Consider the following 18,329-nt stretch of genomic DNA (forward strand, 5'->3'; position numbering starts at 1 on the left):
GATCGCTACTTCCCCTCGCGCTCGACCTTGTCCTTTTCCTTCTGGTTCATCTCGCGAACCTTGGGATCGGGATTGTGCTGTCCGGTAGTCTGGGTGGTCGAGGGCGGCGTGGCATTGGCGTTGGGCAGCGAGTTCTGGTCCGGCGTGCTGGGGCGCGTCGCCGTTGTCGGCGGCGTGGTGTTGCTCTGGGCGTATGCGCCAGTGGCCGTCAAAAGAAAGGCGCTCGACAGCAACGAGACTGCGAGCGCCTTTGGGATATGGGTCATCGATCTGCTCCTGTCAGATCGATGCAAACGGCGCGAGGCCGCCTTGTGTTCCCGCCTTTACGCTTCCAATTGCTTGCCGAGCGGAAGGCTGCGGATGCGCTTTCCGGTCGCGGCGAAGATGGCGTTCATCAGCGCCGGCGCGAATGGCGGGACGCCAGGCTCGCCCACGCCGCTCGGCGGCGTGTCGGGTCCTGGCGGCACGATGTAGACGTTGGTCACCGCAGGGGATTCGTCGATCCTGAGGACCTGGAAGTCGTCGAAGTTCTTCTGCTGCACCTTGCCGTCCTTGAAGGTGATCTCGCCGTATTTGGCGAGACTGAGCCCCATGATCGCCGCGCCCTCGATCTGGGAGGCGATGCGCTCGGGGTTGACATAGGTGCCGCAGTCGATGGCGGTGTCCACCCGCGGCACCGCCAGCTTGCCCTTGTCGTCGACGGCCACCTCGACGATGGTCGCGATATAGCTGACGAAGCTGCGGTGCACGGCGATGCCGAGGCCATGGCCCTTCGGCACTTGACGGCCCCATTCGCCCTTCTCGGCGACCAGCTCGACCACCTTGCGCAGGCGCGCGGTGTCGATCGGATAGCTGTCCAAGGGCTCGCCGTAGTTCCACATGTCCTTCACGGCGGGCTTGACGATGCGCGGGCTCCCGATCAGCGCGAGCAGCGTCTCCTTCTGGTCGCGGCCGGTCGCATGGGCGATCTCGCCCACCATCGACTGGACCGCGAAGGCGCGCGGGATGTTCGAGACCGAGCGGAACCAGCCGATGCGGGTGAACGCCGCGGCTTCCGGGTTCTCGCAGGAGATGTTAGCGATCTCGAACGGCATGTCGACGAGGCCCATGCCGAGCTCGAAGGGCGCCTCATGCTTTGCACCCGCCGCGAACGTCGAGGCGATGCTCGGGGCCACGCTGCGATGGCGCCAAGCGATCACCTTGCCGCTCTTGTCGAGCCCCGCCTCGATCCGTTCCACGGAGACCGTGTGCAGGAAATCGTGGCGGACGTCGTCCTCGCGCGTCCACTGCACCTTGACGGGTACGCCGAGCTCCTTCGACAGCAACGCGGCCTCGAGCGCAAAGTCGCATTTCGACTTGCGGCCGAAACCGCCGCCGAGCAGCGTGACGTTGACCGTGACATTGCCCTCGGGAATGCCGAGCGTCTTCGCGACGTCCTCGCGCGTACCGCCCGGGCTTTGCACCGGCGCCCAGATCTCCGCCTTGTCACCCTTGACGTCGGCGACCGCCACCGGCGGCTCCATGCTGACATGAGCAAGATGCGGCAGATAATATTCGCCGACGACGACCTTGTCGGCGCCCTTCAGAGCAGCCTCGGCATCGCCTTCCTGGCGCACCACAAGGCCCGGCTTGCGCGAGGCCTCCTCGAGCTCCTTGCGGTAGGCGACGGAATCGTATTTGCCGTTGGCGCCATCGTCCCAGGTCAGCTTCAGCGCGTCGCGACCCTTGATCGCCGCGCCGGTATTGCGCGCGATCACGGCAACGCCGCCGAGCGGCTGGAATTTCGACGGCCACGGCCAGCCGCGCACCTCCATCACCTTCTCCACGCCCGGGACCTTCAACGCCGCGTCCGGATCGAACGAGACCAACTTGCCGCCGGTCACCGGCGGGCGCGCGATCACGGCATACTTCATGCCAGGCAGCCGCACGTCGGCGCCGTAACGCGCTTTGCCGGTGGTGATGTCATGGAGATCGACGATGCCGATCTGGCCCTTGCCGAGATAGCGGAAGTCCTTGGGGTCCTTCAGCTTGAGCCCTTCGATGCTCGGGACCGACTCCTTGGCAGCGTCGGCTGCGAGCTCGCCGAACCCGAGCTTGCGGCTCGTCGCGCTGTGGACGACTTCGTGATTGACGGCCTTGACCTCGGTTGCCGGCACACCCCAGCGTTTCGCGGCGGCCTGCTCAAGCATGGTACGGGCGGAGGCACCGATCTGGCGCATCGGCATCAGATAATGCCGCGTGCTGCGCGAGCCGTCGGTGTCCTGGTTGCCGAACTTGACCTCGTCGCCATGGGCCTGTTCCACCTTGACCCGTGACCAGTCGGCTTCCATCTCCTCGGCCACGATCAGCGGCAGGCTGGTGCGCACGCCCGTTCCCATCTCGGCGCGGTGGGCGAGGATGGTGACGGTGCCGTCGGGCGCGACCGCGACGAATACGCGCGGATCGACCACGACGCCGTGCGGCATCTTGCCGGCGCCGGTCTCGTAGGCGAACGCCTGGCGCGACATCACGGGCGCCGCGAGCACAAAGCCGCCGGTGATGCCGAGCCCCTTCAGGATGCTGCGGCGCGAAACCTTCTCGACCTTGATGTTCTTCTCGAAGCCACGAAGCTTCTTCGGGTTGTCGATGAAATTCATGTCACACTCCCGTCGATGCGAGATGGACCGCATTCTCGATGCGCTGGTAGCAGCCGCAGCGGCAGATGTTGCCGGACATCGCCTCGCGGATCTGGTCGTGCGACGGCTTCGGGTTGTCCATCAGCAGCGCAGCCGCCTGCATGATCTGGCCCGCCTGGCAGAAGCCGCACTGGGGTACGTTGACCTGACGCCAGGCCTTCTGCACCGGGTGATCGCCGTTCGGATGCAGTCCCTCGATCGTCGTGATCTCGCGGCCGGCGACGTCGTTGATCGACGTGATGCAGGCGCGCACGGCTTCCTTGTCGACGATAACGGTGCAGGCGCCGCACAGGGCCTGGCCACAGCCGAACTTGGTGCCGGTCAGCCCGGCCTCGTCGCGCAGGAACCAGAGTAGCGGGAGATCCGGGTCGCCGTCCCAGCTCTGTTCCTGGCCATTGATCTTCACCTTGATCATGATCGTCCCTCGCTCTTCATAAGCTTGCCGATTTCAGATTTTCCAGATGCCGGTCGGTGGAACGCCCGCTGCGCGGCGTCGCGTTCCAGCCGTCCTCCCGCGCGGGCAGATCCCGGCAGGACTCAGAGGAATGCCAATGTCATGTCCGGATGTGCTCGATACCTCCCGTCGTGTTCTTGATTATTGAATTTCGCGCGGCATCGTCACGACGCGATCGTAGCAGGATCGCTTCGGTCTGGCGTTCACAGCCAAGTGTTTTCCAATCAGCTGTTCTCGACGGGAAAAGATTGCAACGAAGGTTTGTCAAAAGCAGGGCGCCCCATCGCGCCGCGCGCCTCTCGAGATGGGCGCACTAAAAAAAGAGCTTCGTCCGCCAGAAGACCTGTGCGGACGAAGCAGGATGCCTCAGTCGAGGGAGGGAGAAACGCAGGCCGCGGACTTCAAGCCGGAAGCCGGCGGCCCTGCGCAGTCATTCAGAGACCAGGACTGAGGGAGTTGACGGTCCCCACACAAGTGCAGTTGAAAAGCGGCGGCATCGCCGCGATTGTCCCGGGCCGGCTCCGTCCGCTCGCTGGGTGTGGTGGAACGCGAGCGGACGGGGCGCAGCAAACGTCAGGCGACCTTTGCTCAGGCGGCCTTTGCTTAAGCGGCCTTGGCTTTCGCCACGTGGGTCGCGATCGCGTCCATCAGCGCCGGTGACAGGCAGTCATAGGGCTCAAGTCCAAGCTCCTTGAACCGAGCCCGTATTCCGCCCATCTGCTCCGGCTTCACGCCCGATTCGATCACCGACGAGACGAAGGCGGCGAATTGCGGCGCCTGCGAACCCTGCTCCTGGAACAGTTCGGGGTGGATGAAGTCGAGGCCGTAGAACGGGTGATCCTTGTTCTCGATGCGGCCGTACATGTGCGTGCCGCAGGCCTTGCAGGCGTAGCGCTGGATCGTCGCCGATGGATCGACGATCTGGAGCTTGTCGCCGTTCTCGAGCACGGTGACGTTCTGGCGGGGTACCACGGCGACGACGGAGAAATTCGCCCCCTGCGGTTTCCAGCACTTGGTGCAGCCACAGGCGTGATTATGCGCGACGTCGCCCTTGACGGCGACCTTGACCTGATGGTCCTTGCATTTGCATGCGAGCGTGCCGCCGGCGAAGCTGCCGCTGCCCTGTTTGATGCCGTTATCGATCGAGGGATGGAGTGCAACAGTCATGGGTCGATCCTCCTTGGGGTGACGCTTTTCGAACTAGAACACGACGACTGAACGGATGGACTTGCCCTCATGCATCAGGTCGAAGCCTTTGTTGATGTCTTCGAGCTTGAGCGTGTGGGTAATCATCGGGTCGATCTGGATCTTTCCGTTCATGTACCAGTCGACGATCTTCGGCACGTCGGTGCGGCCCCGCGCGCCGCCGAAGGCGGTGCCGCGCCAGTTTCGCCCGGTGACGAGCTGGAACGGGCGGGTCGCGATCTCCTTGCCGGATTCGGCAACGCCGATGATGATCGAGGTGCCCCAGCCGCGATGGCAGGCTTCCAGCGCCTGGCGCATCACTGTGGTGTTGCCGGTGCAGTCGAAGGTATAGTCGGCGCCGCCGTCGGTCAGGGTCACGAGATGCGGGACGATGTCGCCGGTGATCTTCTTGGGATTGACGAAGTCGGTCATGCCGAACCGGCGTCCCCATTCCTCCTTGGAGTCGTTGATGTCGACGCCGATGATCTTGTCCGCGCCAGCCATCTTGGCGCCCTGGATCACGTTCAGGCCGATGCCGCCGAGGCCGAACACGACCACGTTGGAGCCCGGCTCGACCTTGGCGGTGTTAACGACGGCGCCGACGCCCGTGGTGACGCCGCAGCCGATGTAGCAGCTCTTGTCGAACGGCGCGTCCTCGCGGATCTTGGCGACCGCGATCTCCGGCAGCACGGTGAAGTTCGAGAAGGTCGAGCAGCCCATGTAGTGGTAGATCGGCTTGCCTTTGTAGGAGAATCGGCTGGTACCATCGGGCATCACGCCTTTGCCCTGCGTCGCGCGGATCGCGGTGCAGAGGTTGGTCTTCTGGCTGAGGCAGCTTTTGCATTGCCGGCATTCCGGCGTGTAGAGCGGGATGACATGGTCGCCCGGCTTCACCGAGGTCACGCCAGCACCGATCTCGCGGATGATGCCCGCGCCCTCATGGCCCAGGATCGACGGGAAAATTCCCTCGCTGTCGAAGCCGTCGAGCGTGTAGGCGTCGGTATGGCAGATGCCCGTCGCCTTGATCTCGACCAGGACTTCGCCGACCTTTGGTCCTTCCAGATCGACTTCGACGATCTCGAGCGGCTTCTTGGCTTCGAAAGCGACGGCGGCACGTGTCTTCATCTTAAGCTCCTTAAATTCCAGCAGGGCGCCCAGATCCAGGTCCTGGTCGGGCTCCGCACGTTCATTTCTTGCCCATGCACGAATCTTCGTTCTTGGTATAGGCGTCGTTCTTGTCCTCGTGCTTGCCGGGTCTTGTGCGGCCCCAGGCCTCGTTGGAGCGGGCGCGCAGGTAGACGTAGAGATCGTCCATGTAGCAGGCGACGTTCGGGTTATCGCCGAAGGCCGGCATCACGTTCTCTGCAGCAGTCGAGATGTTCTTGCGGCCGGAGGCGACGACGCCGAGAAAATCGGCATAGCTCATCGTCTTCAGCGAATCCTTCAACGCCGGGGCGTAGGTCGAGCCCATGCCGTCCGGGCCGTGACACACATGGCAATCCGAGTGATAGCGGCGGTATCCGGAATAGGTGTACCAGTCGACGGATCCGTCGGTGATCTTGTAGGTTGGGTTGCCTTCCTTGTCGGACCATTCGCCGGTTTCGTTCTGCTTGACGGCAGTCGGGTCACCTGATCCGTCAGCGACGGCAATTCCCCCGGACGCGACCAAGAACATCGCAGCAATGGCAGAGCAGATTTTACGCAAGAGATTTTCCTCGGAAGGCATTCGGTGAGACGAGCCGGCGCGTGGAGTTGATCCACGCGCCGGAGCGATGCTGAGAGGCCTAGTTGGGCAGCGAGAACACGGTCAGCGTACCGCCGAGTGCCGTGTAGTTGCTGAGCGCCGCGTAGCCACCGACGGCGCCGAGACCGGCGGTCGGATCGGTCAGGCCTGCCGCCAGACCGATGCCGGCCCAGCCGCCCACGCCGGAGAGCACTGCGACATACTGCTTGCCGCCGTTCTCATAGGTGGTGACGTTGCCGATGATGCCGGAGGGAGTCTTGAACTTGTAGAGCTCCTTGCCGGTCTTGGCGTCGACTGCCTTCAGGTAGCCTTCGAGCGTTCCGTAGAACACCACGTTGCCCGCGGTTGCGAGCGCACCCGACCAGACCGAGAACTGCTCCTTGTTCGACCAGACGATCTTGCCGGTCTTGCCGTCCCAGGCGATGAAGTTGCCCATGTGGGTTTCACCCTGTGGCGGATACATCGAGAGCGTTGCGCCCACGTAGGGCTGACCCGCGGTGTAGCTCACCTTGAACGGTTCGTAGTCCATGCAGACGTGGTTGGTCGGAACGTAGAACAGCTGCGTGTCCGGCGAGTAGGCTGCCGGCTGCTCGTCCTTGGTGCCGAGCGCGGCCGGGCAGATGCCCTTCACGTTGTGGTCCTCGCCCGCCTTGTCGGTCGAAGCTGCATCGAGCACCTTCGGGCGGCCGTAGGTCGGCGAGTTCTTGTCCATGTCGACGCCGGAGGTCCAGTTCACCTTCGGATCGTACTTTTCGGCGACCAGAAGCTCACCGGTGGCGCGATCGAGCGTGTAGCCGAGGCCGTTACGATCGAAATGCGTCAGCAGCTTGCGCGGCTGGCCGTTGATGGCCTGGTCCGAGAGGATCATCTCGTTGACGCCGTCATAGTCCCACTCGTCGTGGGGCGTCATCTGATAAACCCACTTGGCCTGGCCGGTGTCAGGGTTGCGAGCCCAGATCGTCATCGACCATTTGTTGTCGCCGGGACGCTGCTTCGGATTCCAGGTCGAGGGATTGCCCGACCCGTAATAGACGAGGTTCAGCTCGGGGTCGTAGGAGATCCAGCCCCAGGTGGCGCCGCCGCCGATCTTCCACTGATCGCCTTGCCAGGTCTTCAGGCTCGAGTCCTTGCCGACCGGCTTGCCGAGTGCGGTGGTCTTCTCTGCGTCGACCAGGATCTGATCGTCCGGTCCTTCAGAGTAGCCGCGCCAAGCCAGCTTGCCCGTCTTGATGTCGTAGGCGGTCATATGGGCTTGAACACCGAACTCGCCGCCGGAGATGCCGATCAGCACCTTGTCCTTGACGACCATGGGGGCCGAAGTACCGGTCTCGCCCTTGCTGGCGTCGCCGTTCTTCGCGGTCCATGCCACCTGACCGCTCTTGGCATCGAGCGCGACGAGCGTGGTGTCGGCCTGATGCAGGAAGATCTTGCCGTCGCCATAGGCCAGGCCGCGGTTGACCGTGTCGCAGCACATCACTGGGATTACGTTCGGATCCTGCTTCGGCTCGTACTTCCAGACGATCTTGTTCTCATTGGAAAGGTCAATAGCGTAGACCTTGTTTGGGAACGGCGTGTGGACGTACATCATGTTGCCGATGATCAGCGGGCCGCCTTCGTGGCCGCGCAGCACGCCGGTCGAGAAGGTCCAGGCGACCTGGAGCTTGCCTACGTTTTGTGCGTTGATCTGGTTCAGCTTGGAATAGCGGGTGTTGGCGTAGTCGCCGGTCGGCATCACCCAGTCTTTCGGGTTCTGCGACATCTTGAGCACTTCGTCGTTGGCCGACGCGCTGCCGACGGCGAGAGCCGCCGCGGAGCCAAGATAGGCCGCGAGTAGTACCTTGCGCATAGTCATTCCTCCATTGGTCTCGTTTATTGTTTCCGAAGCATTGCTTAATCGCCGGGCTTTTCGTCCGGCGTCTGCTCGTGCAGGGCGGTCACGATTGGACCAGAAACGATGCTGTGGTGTTTCCTCCTCCTGATGAGAGCCACGGGTCCACGTGCGGAGCGGCCCGTTCTTGTTGTTCCTGATACAATCCCTAACGACTTCGTCATCGGGAAACTTGCCCAAGAGAGAAGCTGGTTTGCTTGACAGCGCACGGGTCGGAAGTTTTTGATTTTGCAGTAGCGAATTCAGCGGCTTCCGCAACGCTTTGGCAGCGCCTTCACCGCTCAGGTTCCGCTTGACGGCGCTGCAACTAAGGCGGAGGATTAACTTACAAGGGTGGCAATGGAACGATGGCGCTCGTTCTAGAAGATCGCTCAAAATCGAGGTAAACGTCACGCAATCACGGTTCAGGGCTCCGGCAGCGCGGCTCGCGATTCGCGTCAAATCTCCGGATCAAACCAGTGGCTGGATTAATGTCCGACACGATTCACACGCTCTCGACGACGGGCATGACGCCGAAACGTCAGATCCAAAGCTGGATCGACGGGCTGACCAGCCTGTGTGGGCATTTCGACGTAGATCCGCTGGAAGCGTCTTCGCTCGAAGGCCGCATCGACTACACCAGCGTCTCGCGTCTGAAGCTCTGCCAGATCGAGGTCAGCCAACATCGCATCGCGCACACGCTGGCGCGCGCCAAGGCCAATGAACACCCGTATATCAAGATCCACTTCCAGACTTACGGCGTGTCCTATTTCGAGCAGGAAGGCCGCCACATCGAGCTGAACCCGGGCGACATCATCGCCTATGACGTCTCCTGTCCGCATTCGATCATCAGTCCCGCTTTCACGCGCCATGACGTGGTGATCGTGCCGAAGGCGCTGCTGCGCGACCGTGGATTCCCGTCGCAGCGAATGCCCGCCTGCAAATTGACCTCACGCACGGGGACGGGGCGCATCGCCCATGATTTCGTCCATGCGACCTTCGACGAGGCGGCCAAGCTGTCGGCGAACAGTGCGGTCGGCGTCGCCGATTCGCTGATCGACCTCTTGCTGCTGCCGCTGCGCGAGGCCGACACGATGCTCGATCGCGTCGGACCCGAAGCGACCTATGTGCGCGCGCAATTCTTCATCCGCGAGCATTTGCGCGATCCGGATCTGTGCATCGACCAGATCTCCGGCGAACTGGGCTGCTCCAAGCGTTATCTGCACATGCTGTTCTCGGAGCGCGGCACCACGGTGAGCGACTACATCTGGCAGGCGCGTCTTCAGAATTGCCGCCAGGAGCTCGAGGCCCACGCCGGCAAGACCATTACCGACGTCGCGTTCTCCTGGGGCTTCTCCAGCTCATCGCATTTCAGCCGGGTGTTCCGGAAATATTTCGGCGTAGTGCCGTCCTCGATCCACAAGGCGCAACAGGGCGCGGTTGCGGCGGACGAGCACTAGGCAAACGCCAGGTTCGGAGTCGACGCGACGGTTGACCGTCACGCGCCCGCGATGTCTCTCATGCCGATATGGCGATGTAGGGAATGCTGGTCAGGAGAGCGACGAGCAACACCGCGTTGCCCAGCATTCCACTCCAATGCAGTCGGCGTAGCCGGCGCGGGGCCTCGGCATCGCCGGCGTCCCTGGCGCTGAGCTGTTCGTCCATCTGTTGCATGAACCAGCGGCGCCCATAGATCGCCAAGGCTGCAAGGAGGCCAACGCCCATCGCTGCGACCAGACGACCGTCGAGCAGGAAAGCGACCGCTCCGATGATTCCGGCAACGCGCATCACCAGAAAATGCGCATTGAACATTCCGCGCAAAAGCTGGGCGACGGGCTGGATATCCAGCTTCACCAGCAGGAAGGCCGGAGACGCCAGGGTGAAATAGCCCATCGGAAAGAGTAGGATGATCATGACGGCTACGGCAACGCCATCCGGTGTCATGGGATCGGCCTTTCTCGTCCGCGCCGGCGAGACCTTCCCGCCAGCGTCGCACAATCATAGCGGGAAAATGCGCTTCCGGCACTAGGCTTTGGTCGGACGCCGCGCTGCGAAGGGCGTCATGCCTCGCGGTTCAGGCGGGTTCGAGGCCGAGCGATCGCGCGCTCTCGATCCAGATCGGCAGCTCGCGCTGATACAGGGCGTTGGTTTCCTTGAAGCCGATCGCGGGTTCGAGCACGAACGTGTTGAGAACCTCCTTCACCTTCGGATCGCTGTTGGCAGCGACGCAAAGCTCCGCCAGGCGGTCGACGACCGGCTGCGGTGTCGCTTTCGGCACGGCCCAACCGGAGAAGCCGCTGACGGTGAAGAATTTCGACGTCGCGCCCTGCTCGGGGAGGGTCTTGATATCAGGGATGGCGTCGACCTTCTTCGAATGCACCGCGAACACGGTGCCGCGATCGCTTTGCAAGACCGATTGCGCTGCGGTGTAGCTGCCCATGGCCACATCGAGCGTACCTTCCAGCATGCCCGTCCACATCGGGGCTTCGCCGCGATAGTGGATCGGCTCGATGGCAAGGCCATACTGCTTGTTGAGCTCGTGGACCGTCATATGCGGGGCCGAGCCCGCGCTATAGGTGCCGAAGTTGACTTTGCCGCTCTTGCGCGCAAAGGCGACGAAATCCTCCAGCGTCTTGACGCCGGTTTTCGGGTTCGCCACCAGCAACAGGCCGGCGCCCGGAATGACGCTGACCAGCGTCAAATCCTTGTCCATGTCGTAGCCGGGAGTCTTCATCACCACCCGGTTCATGATGTAGGTGGTCGAGATCGAGCACAGGATTGTGTGGCCGTCGGGCTCTGCGCGGGCGACCTCCGCCGTCCCGATCGCGCCGGCGGCACCGGGCTTGTTCTCGACGACGACGGTCTTTCCGACCTGCTTGGCAATGAATTCACCATAGGCGCGCGCGAGCAGATCGGTCTGTCCGCCGGCGGGATAGCTGCAAATCATGCGGATCTGCCGCGATGGCCACGCAGCCTGCGCCGAGGCGCCACGCGAGACGAAAGGCATCGCGAGTGTGGTGGTGCCGGCGGCGATGAAGCGGCGGCGATCGAGTTTTGCGGACATGATTCTCTCCCGGGTTCTCGCCGACGGTACTGCATCGGGTCGCCTCTGCCATGGGTGGCTGGCGAGACAGATTGGCGCATTCGAAGGGCCGCGCTGGGTGCGCCAGCTGTCCACTAGCGCTGAATGATCTTCAACCAGACGTCGCCAAGGATCGCAGGCTCCCGCGGCGGCAGATAGCTCAGCCCCGCCTGTGTGCCGAATTCGGCGATCTTGCCCTCGGCAGCAAGCCCGGTCAGCGCCTTGTTGACGGCGTCGAGCAGTGCGGGATCGCTGGCCAGCCCGACATAGCCGCGATTGGCCCCGATCGGATAGTAATAGCCGGACGCGGTGATCGCCGTGTCGGGGTGCGCGGCGCGATGGGCGTCGAAGCGGCCGAGGTCGATCAGCGTCGCGTCATAATCGCCACGGGCAAGTGCGCCGAGGAGATCATCGCGGCCGGGGACGAGATGCGTGATGTCGTCGATCAGGCGCCCCTTGTCGAAGGTCATGAGGATCGCATCGCCGAGCGAGCCGCTCTCGATGACGAGGCGCAGGCCGGCGAGATCTCCGATATCGCCGATGTTGCGACCCCGCGCCTTCGGCCCGAGCACGACCGTCATCGGCGAGTAGACATAGGGCTGGCTCGGCGCGAGCACGCCGAGCGCGACGCGGCGGCGCCGGTCGTCGCGCGTGGCGCCGGCAAAATCCGGCAAGCGCGCCGTTTTCATGCCGGGCTTGACGAGGGAGTCCGTCGTCAGCGCGTAGCCGCCGACGAGCGAGCAACGCCCATCGGACAGCAGCGCATTGGCCTCGAGCTGCGGGCTCGAATCCTCGTCCAGCTTGCTCTCGAACCACTGGATCGTCAGCGGCCGTCCGAGCCGGTCGGCGATCGCCTGCGCCAGCAGCACGTCGAAACCCGAGCCGGGCTTGCCCTTGTGATGCACGGAGAGCGGCGGCCTGACCTCGTCGAGACAAATCTTGAGCGGATCGTCGGCCGCGCGTGCAGCTGCGGCCGCCGCCGCGAGAATCGCGGCAATGCTCCAAACGGCCAGCCAGCGCCTCATGGTTTTCTCCGGCTCGAGATGAAGGCCCAGAGATTCCCGATCTCCTCGTCGCTGAGAATGTCAGCCCAGGGCGGCATCTTGTTGTTCTTGCCGTTCTTCACGGTGGTGACGAAGCGCGTCTTGTCGTCGGGGAAGGCGCGCAGGTCCGGCGTGATGGTGCCGGGGTTCATCATGTTGGGGCCGTGGCAGTGCGAGCATTTCTCGGCATAGGTCGACTTGCCGTGGTCGATCTGTGCCTGCACGGGATTGCCGGTTGAATCATCCGCGGCACGAACGGTCGCCGCAAGCGCGACCGTCAGCACCGCGACGGCGGCGAGGATCGCCACCGTCTTGTGAGATAGCTTTCTCAGCATCGTGCCGTGGTTATTGCTTGACCGCAAAAACCCAAAGTGAGCCGCCGGGCGGGACTTTGGCCAGCCGTTCGTCGCCGGAGAACAGCGAGTAGACGCCGCCATAGCCGCTCGTCACGGCGACATACTGCACGCCGTCCTGCTGCCAGGTCACCGGTTGTCCCTCGATGCCCGAGCCGGTCTGGAACTGCCAGAGCTTCTTGCCGGTATCGGCATCGAAGGCCTCGAACTCGCCGGTCAGCGCGCCCGAGAACACGACACCGCCCGCGGTCGACAGCACGCCGGAGAAGCGCGGGATGTCGCTGGGTGCTTCCCACTTCGCCTTGCCGGTCATGGGATCGATCGCCTTCAGATGACCGCGCGGGCCGTCACCCCATTCCCAGAGATCGGTGAGGTCCATGCCGAGATACCATTCACCCTGCTTGAAGGTGGCGGGTTCGGTCTTGTACCTGCCGCCGAAGGCGAGCGTGTTGGCGTAGGCGAGGCCGGTCTGCGGATTGAACGACATCGGCTCCCAGTTCTTGCCGCCGAGGATCGACGGATAGACGGTCACCTTCTTGCCCTCACGCGCATCCTTCGAGACGTCGGTCTCGATGGGACGTCCGGTCTTCATGTCGATTCCCGTCGCCCAGTTGACCTTCACGTAAGGATTGGCCGCGAGCAGCTTTCCGTTGGTGCGGTCGAGCACGTAGAAGAAGCCGTTGCGGTTGGCGTCCATCAACACCTTGGTCGGCTTGCCCTCGACGTTCATATCGGCGAGGACCATCTCGGCCACGCTGTCATAGTCGAACGGATTGTTGGGCGAGAACTGGTAGTGCCACTTGATCTTGCCGGTCTTGGGATCCATCGCCAGCACGGAGCAGGTGTAGAGGTTGTCGCCCGGGCGTACCGCCGAGTTGAACGGTCCGGGATTGCCGATACCCCAGTAAACCGTGTTCAGCTCGGGATCATAGGAGCCCGTAATCCAGGTCGAGCCACCGCCGAGCTTCCAGGTATCGCCCTTCCAGGTGTCGCCGCCGGGCTCATCCGGAGAGGGGATCGAATGGGTGCGCCACAGGTGCTTGCCCGTTGCGGGATCCCAGCCGTCGATGAAGCCGCGGGTGCCGAACTCGGCGCCGGAGATGCCGGTGATCACGACGCCGTCGGCGACCAGCGGCGCCACCGTCATCGAATAGCCTTCCTTGATATCGGCCGCCTTCTGTCGCCACAGCTCTTTGCCGTCCTTGGCGTCGAGCGCGATCACGTTGGCGTCCAGCGTGGTGCGGAACACCTTGCCCTCATAGAGTGCTGCGCCGCGATTGATGATGCCGCAGCAGACGATGCGCGGCGTTTCGGCAGGATACTCGACCTTGGATTTCCAGATCTGCTTGCCGGTCTTGGCGTCGACCGCCATGGTCGCGTTGTGCGACGTCACGTAGATCACGCCCTGGTACACCAGCGGCTGCGATTCCTCGCTGCGATCGTCGTTGAAAGAGTAGTTCCAGACCGGGACAAGGTTCTTGACGCTGTCCTTGTTGATCTGGTTCAGCGTCGAGAAACGCTGAAGATTGTAGCCCATCCCGTAGTTGAGAACGTTCGATGTATCGGTCGCGCCTTTGACCAGCTGCTCGCTGGTTTGTGCACTTGCACAAGTCGATGCAAGCATGACGAGGCTCGCGGCCATCGCAAAGCGTTTCATCCGTCCCTCCCAATATGCGCGCCTATTGACGCTGCGACAGCAACACTCCGCCCGAATGCAAAACGCGTCAATACGAAAGTCGTAATTGCGATGCCGATATGGTAGGCGGCGCGGGATGCCGTCACCTGACGGAGACCTGACAAAGCAACTCTCACTTGTGCGCAGGCGCTGAAGAAATTCCGCGGCATGGAGCAGAGCGCGTGCGCCACGGCAGCGGTCGCGCCGACGGGTTCTGCAAGTTGTGCGGTGCGCAGGCTGCAATTCGGGACTTGAACCGAGGCTCGCTTGTGGACTTATGTCGTTTCGATCCGGTTCGAATCGGAGCTCTTGGTGAGGGAGGTTTTCATGATATCGCGTCGCTCTGTTGCACTTGCGCTCACGATTGCACTGCTGTCCGGTCCGGCATGGTCGGCCTCCGGCAACGCGGTCAAGACGTTCGATACCGACAATGACGGCACCCTCGATCTTGCCGAGGTGAAGAAGGCGGCGGCGGCGTTGTTCGCCAAGCTCGATCCCGATCACGACGGCACGCTCGACGCCCGCGAATTGCGCGGACGGTTAACAGCGAAAGAACTCGCCGCCGCCGATCCCGATCGCGACGGGACTCTCACGCTCGACGAATATCTCTCGGTGGTGGAGCAGCGCTTCAACGCGGCGAATCCCGACAAGGATGGAACGCTGGATGCGAAGGAGCTGAACTCGCGCGCCGGTCGCGCGCTGCTGCGCTTGTTGCGGTGAGAACCGCGCCGCTTGACTGGGAGCGAAGGCGAGTTGCCCGAGAGAGAAATTTGCAAGCGCGATGCGACAGTTCGCTGTGTCAACGGTGCGATTCCAGACTTGCGCTGTGGCTGACGCAGCCCTAGGTTTTCGCCGGCGCGATGTCGCGCTCAATCCCTTGGGAGTCCCCGAATGGCCTGGAAAGCTCCGAAGATCGTGGAAGTGCCGGTCGGCATGGAAATCAACATGTACGCCTGCGCTTTGCGCAAGTAAGACCACAAGTAAGACTGACGACCTGCCGCGGCTTCGATGGCAACCACCGTCGAAGCCGTGGTAGTGTCGGGGATGCGCGCGAGAGCCCTTACATTCTGGACCATAGCCGCCTGCACCGTCGCGCTCGCGCCGGCATGCGTCCGCGCCGAAGAGGGCTTCGATACCGAACACATCTTCGGCTTCATGATCGGTACCGATGTCGGCAATCCCGGCGAGCGCGAATTCCAGACTCAGACGACAGGCCGATTCGGCAAAGGAGGCGGGACCTATCGCGCCCTCTCGCAGGAGGTCGAGATCGAGATCGTGCCGCTGCCGAACTTTCGCATCGAGGTCGGCGGCACTGCCACCCTGCACGACATCACCGGCGTCCCCGACATCGGCGACCGCCGCCAGTTCAATTTTCAGGGCGCTTCGCTCGACCTGCGCTATCGCCTGCTCGATCGCGAGCGCGCGCCATTCGGGTTGACCGTCGCCGCCGAACTCCATGGCGACCGCATCGACGAGACTTCTGGAGCAAAAGGGCGGATGTACGGTACCGATTTCACGCTCGCCTTCGATCGCGAGCTGATCCCGAACTTCGCCATCGGGGCGCTCAACCTGATCTATCAACCCGAATGGGCGCGTTTCGAAATGGCGGGACTGTCCGAAAAGAGTTCGACCATCGGCGCGGCCTTCGCCGGCCTGGTGCGCGTGCGGCCCGATGTGCTGCTCGGCGGCGAGGTGCGCTACTTCCGGCAGTACGAAGGCATCGGCCTCGGCGAGTTCGCAGGACAGGCGCTCTTCGTCGGTCCGACCGCTTATTTCCAGCTTTCCGAGCGCTCGCGCCTGACCATGAGCTGGAGCATGCAGGCATGGGGCCGGCCGGCCGGATCGGGCGGCAATCTCGACCTCGTCAATTTCGAGCGCCACCAGGCAAGGCTGGTCTTTGGAGTTAATTTCTAGCGCTCGGGGAGAGTTGACAGGCAATTCCCGCTTTATTTCGGGCGGCCGGATTGAAACTTCCCGCTCATCGGAACGTAATCTTTTGTGCTAACTTCATCGCCTCTGCGAGGATCCCGGCATGAATCCGATCGACCTGGTGGTGACTGTGTGTGCGTTGCTCTCGCCAGCGACCTGCGAGGAGCAACATCTGGTGTTCAACTATGCGGGGTCGCCGACGCAATGCGCGATGGCTGCGCCGCCCTATATCGCGCAATGGATTGGTGACCATCCGAAGTGGCAGGCGGTGCGGTGGCGCTGCGAATATCCGCATCCGAACGACAAGGCGTAAAGCCCTGAGCTGCGTTGCCGGTCGCGACTGGCTTAGGTCCTCATCCTGAGGAGCTTGCGAAGCAAGCGTCTCGAAGGATGGCCGCAGGGCGACAGACGGGCCTGCATGGTTCGTGACGCGCGTTCCGCGCTCCTCACCATGAGGGGATAACGCTCGTAACGCAGCCCCCGTTACTTGCTGCAGTCCTTCAGATCCTTGTCGGCGATCGAGAACACCGCATCCGCCTTGATCTCGATGTCGCGCACGATGCATTGCCGCGCATTGGGATAGCTGACCCTGGCGTCGTAGCGGCCGGGCTCGACGCCGGTGATGCGCAGCCGCTCGTCGTGGTCGACCTCCTTGTCTTTGTCGTTCAGGCACTGGTTCGGCCCCCACTCGGTCTTCCCGGCCGGGGAGAGCTGGAAGCCGGAGATCGCCTCCGTCGTCAGATTCCAGAGCCGGATACCCTTGCCCTTGGCCTGGGCGAGCGCCGCGCCCGGCATCGCAACCAACAGGATGCCGATCGCAATCAGCGTACGCCGCATGATGACCCTCCCGCGAAGATGTCGTTGGTCCAATTGACCATGAGTTCTCATTGCGATTCAAGCTGCAACGCCGCGAGCTCGGCCCTGATCTTGCCGAGTTCGGCCTCGCTGCGCTCCGCGCGCGGGATGGCAATCGGCACCTCGCGCACGATGCGCGCCGGTCGCGGCGACAGCAAGAACAGGCGGTCGCCGAGCCGGATCGCGTCATCCAGACTGTGGGTGACGAGCAACGTCATCACCGGACGGCGCGCCACCAGCGTCGCGATCTCGTCGCGCAAACGGCCGGCGAGTGCGTCGTCGAGCGAGGCGAGGGGCTCGTCGAGCACGAGCAGGTCAGGCTCGACGGCAAAGGCGCGAGCGAGCGCGACGCGCCGGGCGAGGCCAAGCGACAGCTCGCCTGGAAAATGACTGCGATGCGCGTCCAGCTCCAGGATCCTGAACAGCTCGGCGAGCTTGGCGTCGGTGACATCGGGTGCCGCAAGCCGCACATTCTGCTCGACCGAGCGCCATGGCAGCAGCCGCGGCTCCTGGAAAACCATACCGATCCGCGCTTCCGGCGGGCGCGAGACGCGTCCCTCGAAATCGCGGTCGAGGCCGAGGATAATGCGCAGCATCGTGCTCTTGCCGCAGCCGGACGGTCCGATCAGCACGCCGACCTCGCCGGATTGAAGCGCGAAGCTGACCGGCGCGAGCACCTCCTGCGTCCCGCCCGCGGCACTCTTGAACCTCTTGCCTGTGATATCGACCTCAAGCCGCACGGGGTCGCCATCGTGTTGCGCGGGCTTCGAACGGTTGCACCAGCGCGGTCTCGATCACGAGCACGACGGCGGCGAAGGTTAGCGAATAGGCCAGCAGCCGCGGCGTGTCGAACAGCTGGAAGGCGACGCCGATCTCGAAGCCGACGCCGTTGGGTCGCCCCAGGAGTTCGGCGACCAGCACGATCTTCCACACCAGCGACAATCCGGAGCGGGCTGAGGCTGCGATATAGGGCGCCAGTTGCGGCAGCACGACGTGGCGGAAAGCGCGCCAGCGCGGCATCGCGAACACGCTCGCCATCTCGTCGAGCGAGCGGTCGAGCGCGCGCGCGCCCTCGCGCAGGGTGACGATGGCGGTCGGCAACTTGTTGATGGCGATCGCCGCGATCGCTGCGGCTTCGGTGAGCCCGGCCCAGATATAGGCCAGCACGATCACGACCAGCGCGGGCAGGTTCAGGAGCAGGATTAGCCAGGGATCGCCGAGCCGGTCGGCGAGCTTCACCCGTCCCATCAGATAGCCGATGGCGCTGCCGAGCGACATCGCCAGCACGAAGGCGAGGCTTACGCGGGCAAGCGTTGCGCCGAGATGCAGGAACAGCGCGCCGCTCGATGCTTCCGCGACGACGACGTCGAGCACGGCGGGCGGGGAGGGCAGCTTCGCGGCGCCGACGAAGAGGGCGGCGATCCACCAGATCGCGAGCAACAGGGCAAACGACAGAAGACGCAGCAC

The 18,329-nt window shown here is 63.5% G+C and carries 20 protein-coding genes; 5 read left to right on the forward strand and 15 right to left on the reverse strand.

The features are described from left to right. Positions 1 to 5 precede the first annotated feature (5 nt). The 7 genes from IVB07_RS11475 to xoxF5 form a co-directional block, all read right to left on the reverse strand. Complete coding sequence (locus IVB07_RS11475) at positions 6 to 266, reverse strand: hypothetical protein (protein ID WP_018460310.1); 261 nt, start codon at positions 264 to 266, stop codon at positions 6 to 8. A gap of 57 nt (positions 267 to 323) precedes the next feature. Beyond that, positions 324 to 2,636 carry a molybdopterin cofactor-binding domain-containing protein gene (locus tag IVB07_RS11480; RefSeq protein WP_085384846.1) on the reverse strand — a complete coding sequence of 771 codons (2,313 nt, stop codon included), beginning with the start codon at positions 2,634 to 2,636 and terminating at the stop codon, positions 324 to 326. Between the two features lies 1 nt (position 2,637). Beyond that, positions 2,638 to 3,090: a (2Fe-2S)-binding protein gene (locus IVB07_RS11485; RefSeq protein ID WP_007601363.1), complete on the reverse strand. Its 453-nt coding sequence runs from the start codon at positions 3,088 to 3,090 to the stop codon at positions 2,638 to 2,640. 642 nt (positions 3,091 to 3,732) lie between these two features. Next, positions 3,733 to 4,296, reverse strand: coding sequence for an S-(hydroxymethyl)glutathione synthase (gene gfa / locus IVB07_RS11490; RefSeq protein WP_018460308.1), 564 nt, complete (start codon positions 4,294 to 4,296; stop codon positions 3,733 to 3,735). A gap of 33 nt (positions 4,297 to 4,329) precedes the next feature. Beyond that, positions 4,330 to 5,439 carry an S-(hydroxymethyl)glutathione dehydrogenase/class III alcohol dehydrogenase gene (locus IVB07_RS11495; RefSeq protein WP_018460307.1) on the reverse strand — a complete coding sequence of 370 codons (1,110 nt, stop codon included), beginning with the start codon at positions 5,437 to 5,439 and terminating at the stop codon, positions 4,330 to 4,332. A 61-nt stretch (positions 5,440 to 5,500) separates the two neighbouring features. After that, a complete protein-coding gene (locus tag IVB07_RS11500) occupies positions 5,501 to 5,989 on the reverse strand; it encodes a c-type cytochrome, methanol metabolism-related (RefSeq protein ID WP_007601366.1) in 489 nt (162 codons plus the stop codon). Positions 5,990 to 6,098: 109 nt separating this feature from the next. Beyond that, on the reverse strand, positions 6,099 to 7,904 hold the full coding sequence (gene xoxF5 / locus IVB07_RS11505) for a lanthanide-dependent methanol dehydrogenase XoxF5 (protein WP_018460306.1): 1,806 nt from the start codon (positions 7,902 to 7,904) through the stop codon (positions 6,099 to 6,101). Positions 7,905 to 8,416: 512 nt separating this feature from the next. On the opposite strand from xoxF5, the gene IVB07_RS11510 reads away from it, so the two are divergent. Beyond that, positions 8,417 to 9,385: a helix-turn-helix domain-containing protein gene (locus IVB07_RS11510; protein ID WP_007601369.1), complete on the forward strand. Its 969-nt coding sequence runs from the start codon at positions 8,417 to 8,419 to the stop codon at positions 9,383 to 9,385. A gap of 58 nt (positions 9,386 to 9,443) precedes the next feature. Here the strand turns inward: IVB07_RS11510 and IVB07_RS11515 are convergent, their stop codons facing one another. The 5 genes from IVB07_RS11515 to IVB07_RS11535 form a co-directional block, all read right to left on the reverse strand. After that, positions 9,444 to 9,869 carry a hypothetical protein gene (locus IVB07_RS11515; protein ID WP_085350671.1) on the reverse strand — a complete coding sequence of 142 codons (426 nt, stop codon included), beginning with the start codon at positions 9,867 to 9,869 and terminating at the stop codon, positions 9,444 to 9,446. Between the two features lie 130 nt (positions 9,870 to 9,999). Further along, on the reverse strand, positions 10,000 to 10,989 hold the full coding sequence (locus tag IVB07_RS11520; protein WP_085384845.1) for a tripartite tricarboxylate transporter substrate binding protein: 990 nt from the start codon (positions 10,987 to 10,989) through the stop codon (positions 10,000 to 10,002). A 113-nt stretch (positions 10,990 to 11,102) separates the two neighbouring features. Then, entirely contained in the window at positions 11,103 to 12,032 is a 930-nt protein-coding gene (locus IVB07_RS11525; RefSeq protein WP_018460303.1) for a transporter substrate-binding domain-containing protein, read from the reverse strand. Further along, positions 12,029 to 12,385 carry a c-type cytochrome gene (locus IVB07_RS11530; protein WP_018460302.1) on the reverse strand — a complete coding sequence of 119 codons (357 nt, stop codon included), beginning with the start codon at positions 12,383 to 12,385 and terminating at the stop codon, positions 12,029 to 12,031. Before IVB07_RS11530 ends, IVB07_RS11525 begins: the two co-directional genes overlap by 4 nt. A gap of 10 nt (positions 12,386 to 12,395) precedes the next feature. Further along, a complete protein-coding gene (locus IVB07_RS11535; RefSeq protein WP_085350564.1) occupies positions 12,396 to 14,060 on the reverse strand; it encodes a methanol/ethanol family PQQ-dependent dehydrogenase in 1,665 nt (554 codons plus the stop codon). 345 nt (positions 14,061 to 14,405) lie between these two features. Between IVB07_RS11535 and IVB07_RS11540 the strand changes: the two genes are divergently transcribed. The 4 genes from IVB07_RS11540 (at position 14,406) to IVB07_RS11555 (ending at position 16,320) form a co-directional block, all read left to right on the forward strand. Then, positions 14,406 to 14,798: an EF-hand domain-containing protein gene (locus IVB07_RS11540; RefSeq protein ID WP_026233996.1), complete on the forward strand. Its 393-nt coding sequence runs from the start codon at positions 14,406 to 14,408 to the stop codon at positions 14,796 to 14,798. 171 nt (positions 14,799 to 14,969) lie between these two features. Continuing rightward, positions 14,970 to 15,050 (forward strand): pyrroloquinoline quinone precursor peptide PqqA, encoded by an 81-nt coding sequence (gene pqqA, locus IVB07_RS11545; RefSeq protein ID WP_018460299.1) that lies wholly within the window; start codon positions 14,970 to 14,972, stop codon positions 15,048 to 15,050. 36 nt (positions 15,051 to 15,086) lie between these two features. Further along, positions 15,087 to 15,992 (forward strand): hypothetical protein, encoded by a 906-nt coding sequence (locus IVB07_RS11550; protein ID WP_018460298.1) that lies wholly within the window; start codon positions 15,087 to 15,089, stop codon positions 15,990 to 15,992. A 118-nt stretch (positions 15,993 to 16,110) separates the two neighbouring features. Further along, entirely contained in the window at positions 16,111 to 16,320 is a 210-nt protein-coding gene (locus IVB07_RS11555; RefSeq protein WP_018460297.1) for a hypothetical protein, read from the forward strand. 170 nt (positions 16,321 to 16,490) lie between these two features. Here IVB07_RS11555 and IVB07_RS11560 read toward each other — a convergent pair whose 3' ends face one another. The 3 genes from IVB07_RS11560 to IVB07_RS11570 are packed head-to-tail and all read right to left on the reverse strand — an operon-like array spanning position 16,491 to position 18,329. Further along, positions 16,491 to 16,844: a hypothetical protein gene (locus IVB07_RS11560; protein WP_018460296.1), complete on the reverse strand. Its 354-nt coding sequence runs from the start codon at positions 16,842 to 16,844 to the stop codon at positions 16,491 to 16,493. A gap of 47 nt (positions 16,845 to 16,891) precedes the next feature. Then, positions 16,892 to 17,602 (reverse strand): ABC transporter ATP-binding protein, encoded by a 711-nt coding sequence (locus IVB07_RS11565; protein WP_018460295.1) that lies wholly within the window; start codon positions 17,600 to 17,602, stop codon positions 16,892 to 16,894. Next, complete coding sequence (locus IVB07_RS11570) at positions 17,592 to 18,329, reverse strand: ABC transporter permease subunit (protein WP_018460294.1); 738 nt, start codon at positions 18,327 to 18,329, stop codon at positions 17,592 to 17,594. Before IVB07_RS11570 ends, IVB07_RS11565 begins: the two co-directional genes overlap by 11 nt.

It is taken from the genome of Bradyrhizobium sp. 172, from assembly GCF_023101065.1.
Lineage (GTDB): Bacteria > Pseudomonadota > Alphaproteobacteria > Rhizobiales > Xanthobacteraceae > Bradyrhizobium > Bradyrhizobium canariense_D.

Bases quoted from the DNA above. Each gene is read 5' to 3' on its own strand.
- IVB07_RS11475 (WP_018460310.1), bottom strand. From the start codon at position 266: ATGACCCATATCCCAAAGGCGCTCGCAGTCTCGTTGCTGTCGAGCGCC.
- IVB07_RS11480 (WP_085384846.1), bottom strand. From the start codon at position 2,636: ATGAATTTCATCGACAACCCGAAGAAGCTTCGTGGCTTCGAGAAGAAC.
- IVB07_RS11485 (WP_007601363.1), bottom strand. From the start codon at position 3,090: ATGATCAAGGTGAAGATCAATGGCCAGGAACAGAGCTGGGACGGCGAC.
- gfa (WP_018460308.1), bottom strand. From the start codon at position 4,296: ATGACTGTTGCACTCCATCCCTCGATCGATAACGGCATCAAACAGGGC.
- IVB07_RS11495 (WP_018460307.1), bottom strand. From the start codon at position 5,439: ATGAAGACACGTGCCGCCGTCGCTTTCGAAGCCAAGAAGCCGCTCGAG.
- IVB07_RS11500 (WP_007601366.1), bottom strand. From the start codon at position 5,989: ATGTTCTTGGTCGCGTCCGGGGGAATTGCCGTCGCTGACGGATCAGGT.
- xoxF5 (WP_018460306.1), bottom strand. From the start codon at position 7,904: ATGCGCAAGGTACTACTCGCGGCCTATCTTGGCTCCGCGGCGGCTCTC.
- IVB07_RS11510 (WP_007601369.1), top strand. From the start codon at position 8,417: ATGTCCGACACGATTCACACGCTCTCGACGACGGGCATGACGCCGAAA.
- IVB07_RS11515 (WP_085350671.1), bottom strand. From the start codon at position 9,869: ATGACACCGGATGGCGTTGCCGTAGCCGTCATGATCATCCTACTCTTT.
- IVB07_RS11520 (WP_085384845.1), bottom strand. From the start codon at position 10,989: ATGTCCGCAAAACTCGATCGCCGCCGCTTCATCGCCGCCGGCACCACC.
- IVB07_RS11525 (WP_018460303.1), bottom strand. From the start codon at position 12,032: ATGAGGCGCTGGCTGGCCGTTTGGAGCATTGCCGCGATTCTCGCGGCG.
- IVB07_RS11530 (WP_018460302.1), bottom strand. From the start codon at position 12,385: ATGCTGAGAAAGCTATCTCACAAGACGGTGGCGATCCTCGCCGCCGTC.
- IVB07_RS11535 (WP_085350564.1), bottom strand. From the start codon at position 14,060: ATGAAACGCTTTGCGATGGCCGCGAGCCTCGTCATGCTTGCATCGACT.
- IVB07_RS11540 (WP_026233996.1), top strand. From the start codon at position 14,406: ATGATATCGCGTCGCTCTGTTGCACTTGCGCTCACGATTGCACTGCTG.
- pqqA (WP_018460299.1), top strand. From the start codon at position 14,970: ATGGCCTGGAAAGCTCCGAAGATCGTGGAAGTGCCGGTCGGCATGGAA.
- IVB07_RS11550 (WP_018460298.1), top strand. From the start codon at position 15,087: ATGGCAACCACCGTCGAAGCCGTGGTAGTGTCGGGGATGCGCGCGAGA.
- IVB07_RS11555 (WP_018460297.1), top strand. From the start codon at position 16,111: ATGAATCCGATCGACCTGGTGGTGACTGTGTGTGCGTTGCTCTCGCCA.
- IVB07_RS11560 (WP_018460296.1), bottom strand. From the start codon at position 16,844: ATGCGGCGTACGCTGATTGCGATCGGCATCCTGTTGGTTGCGATGCCG.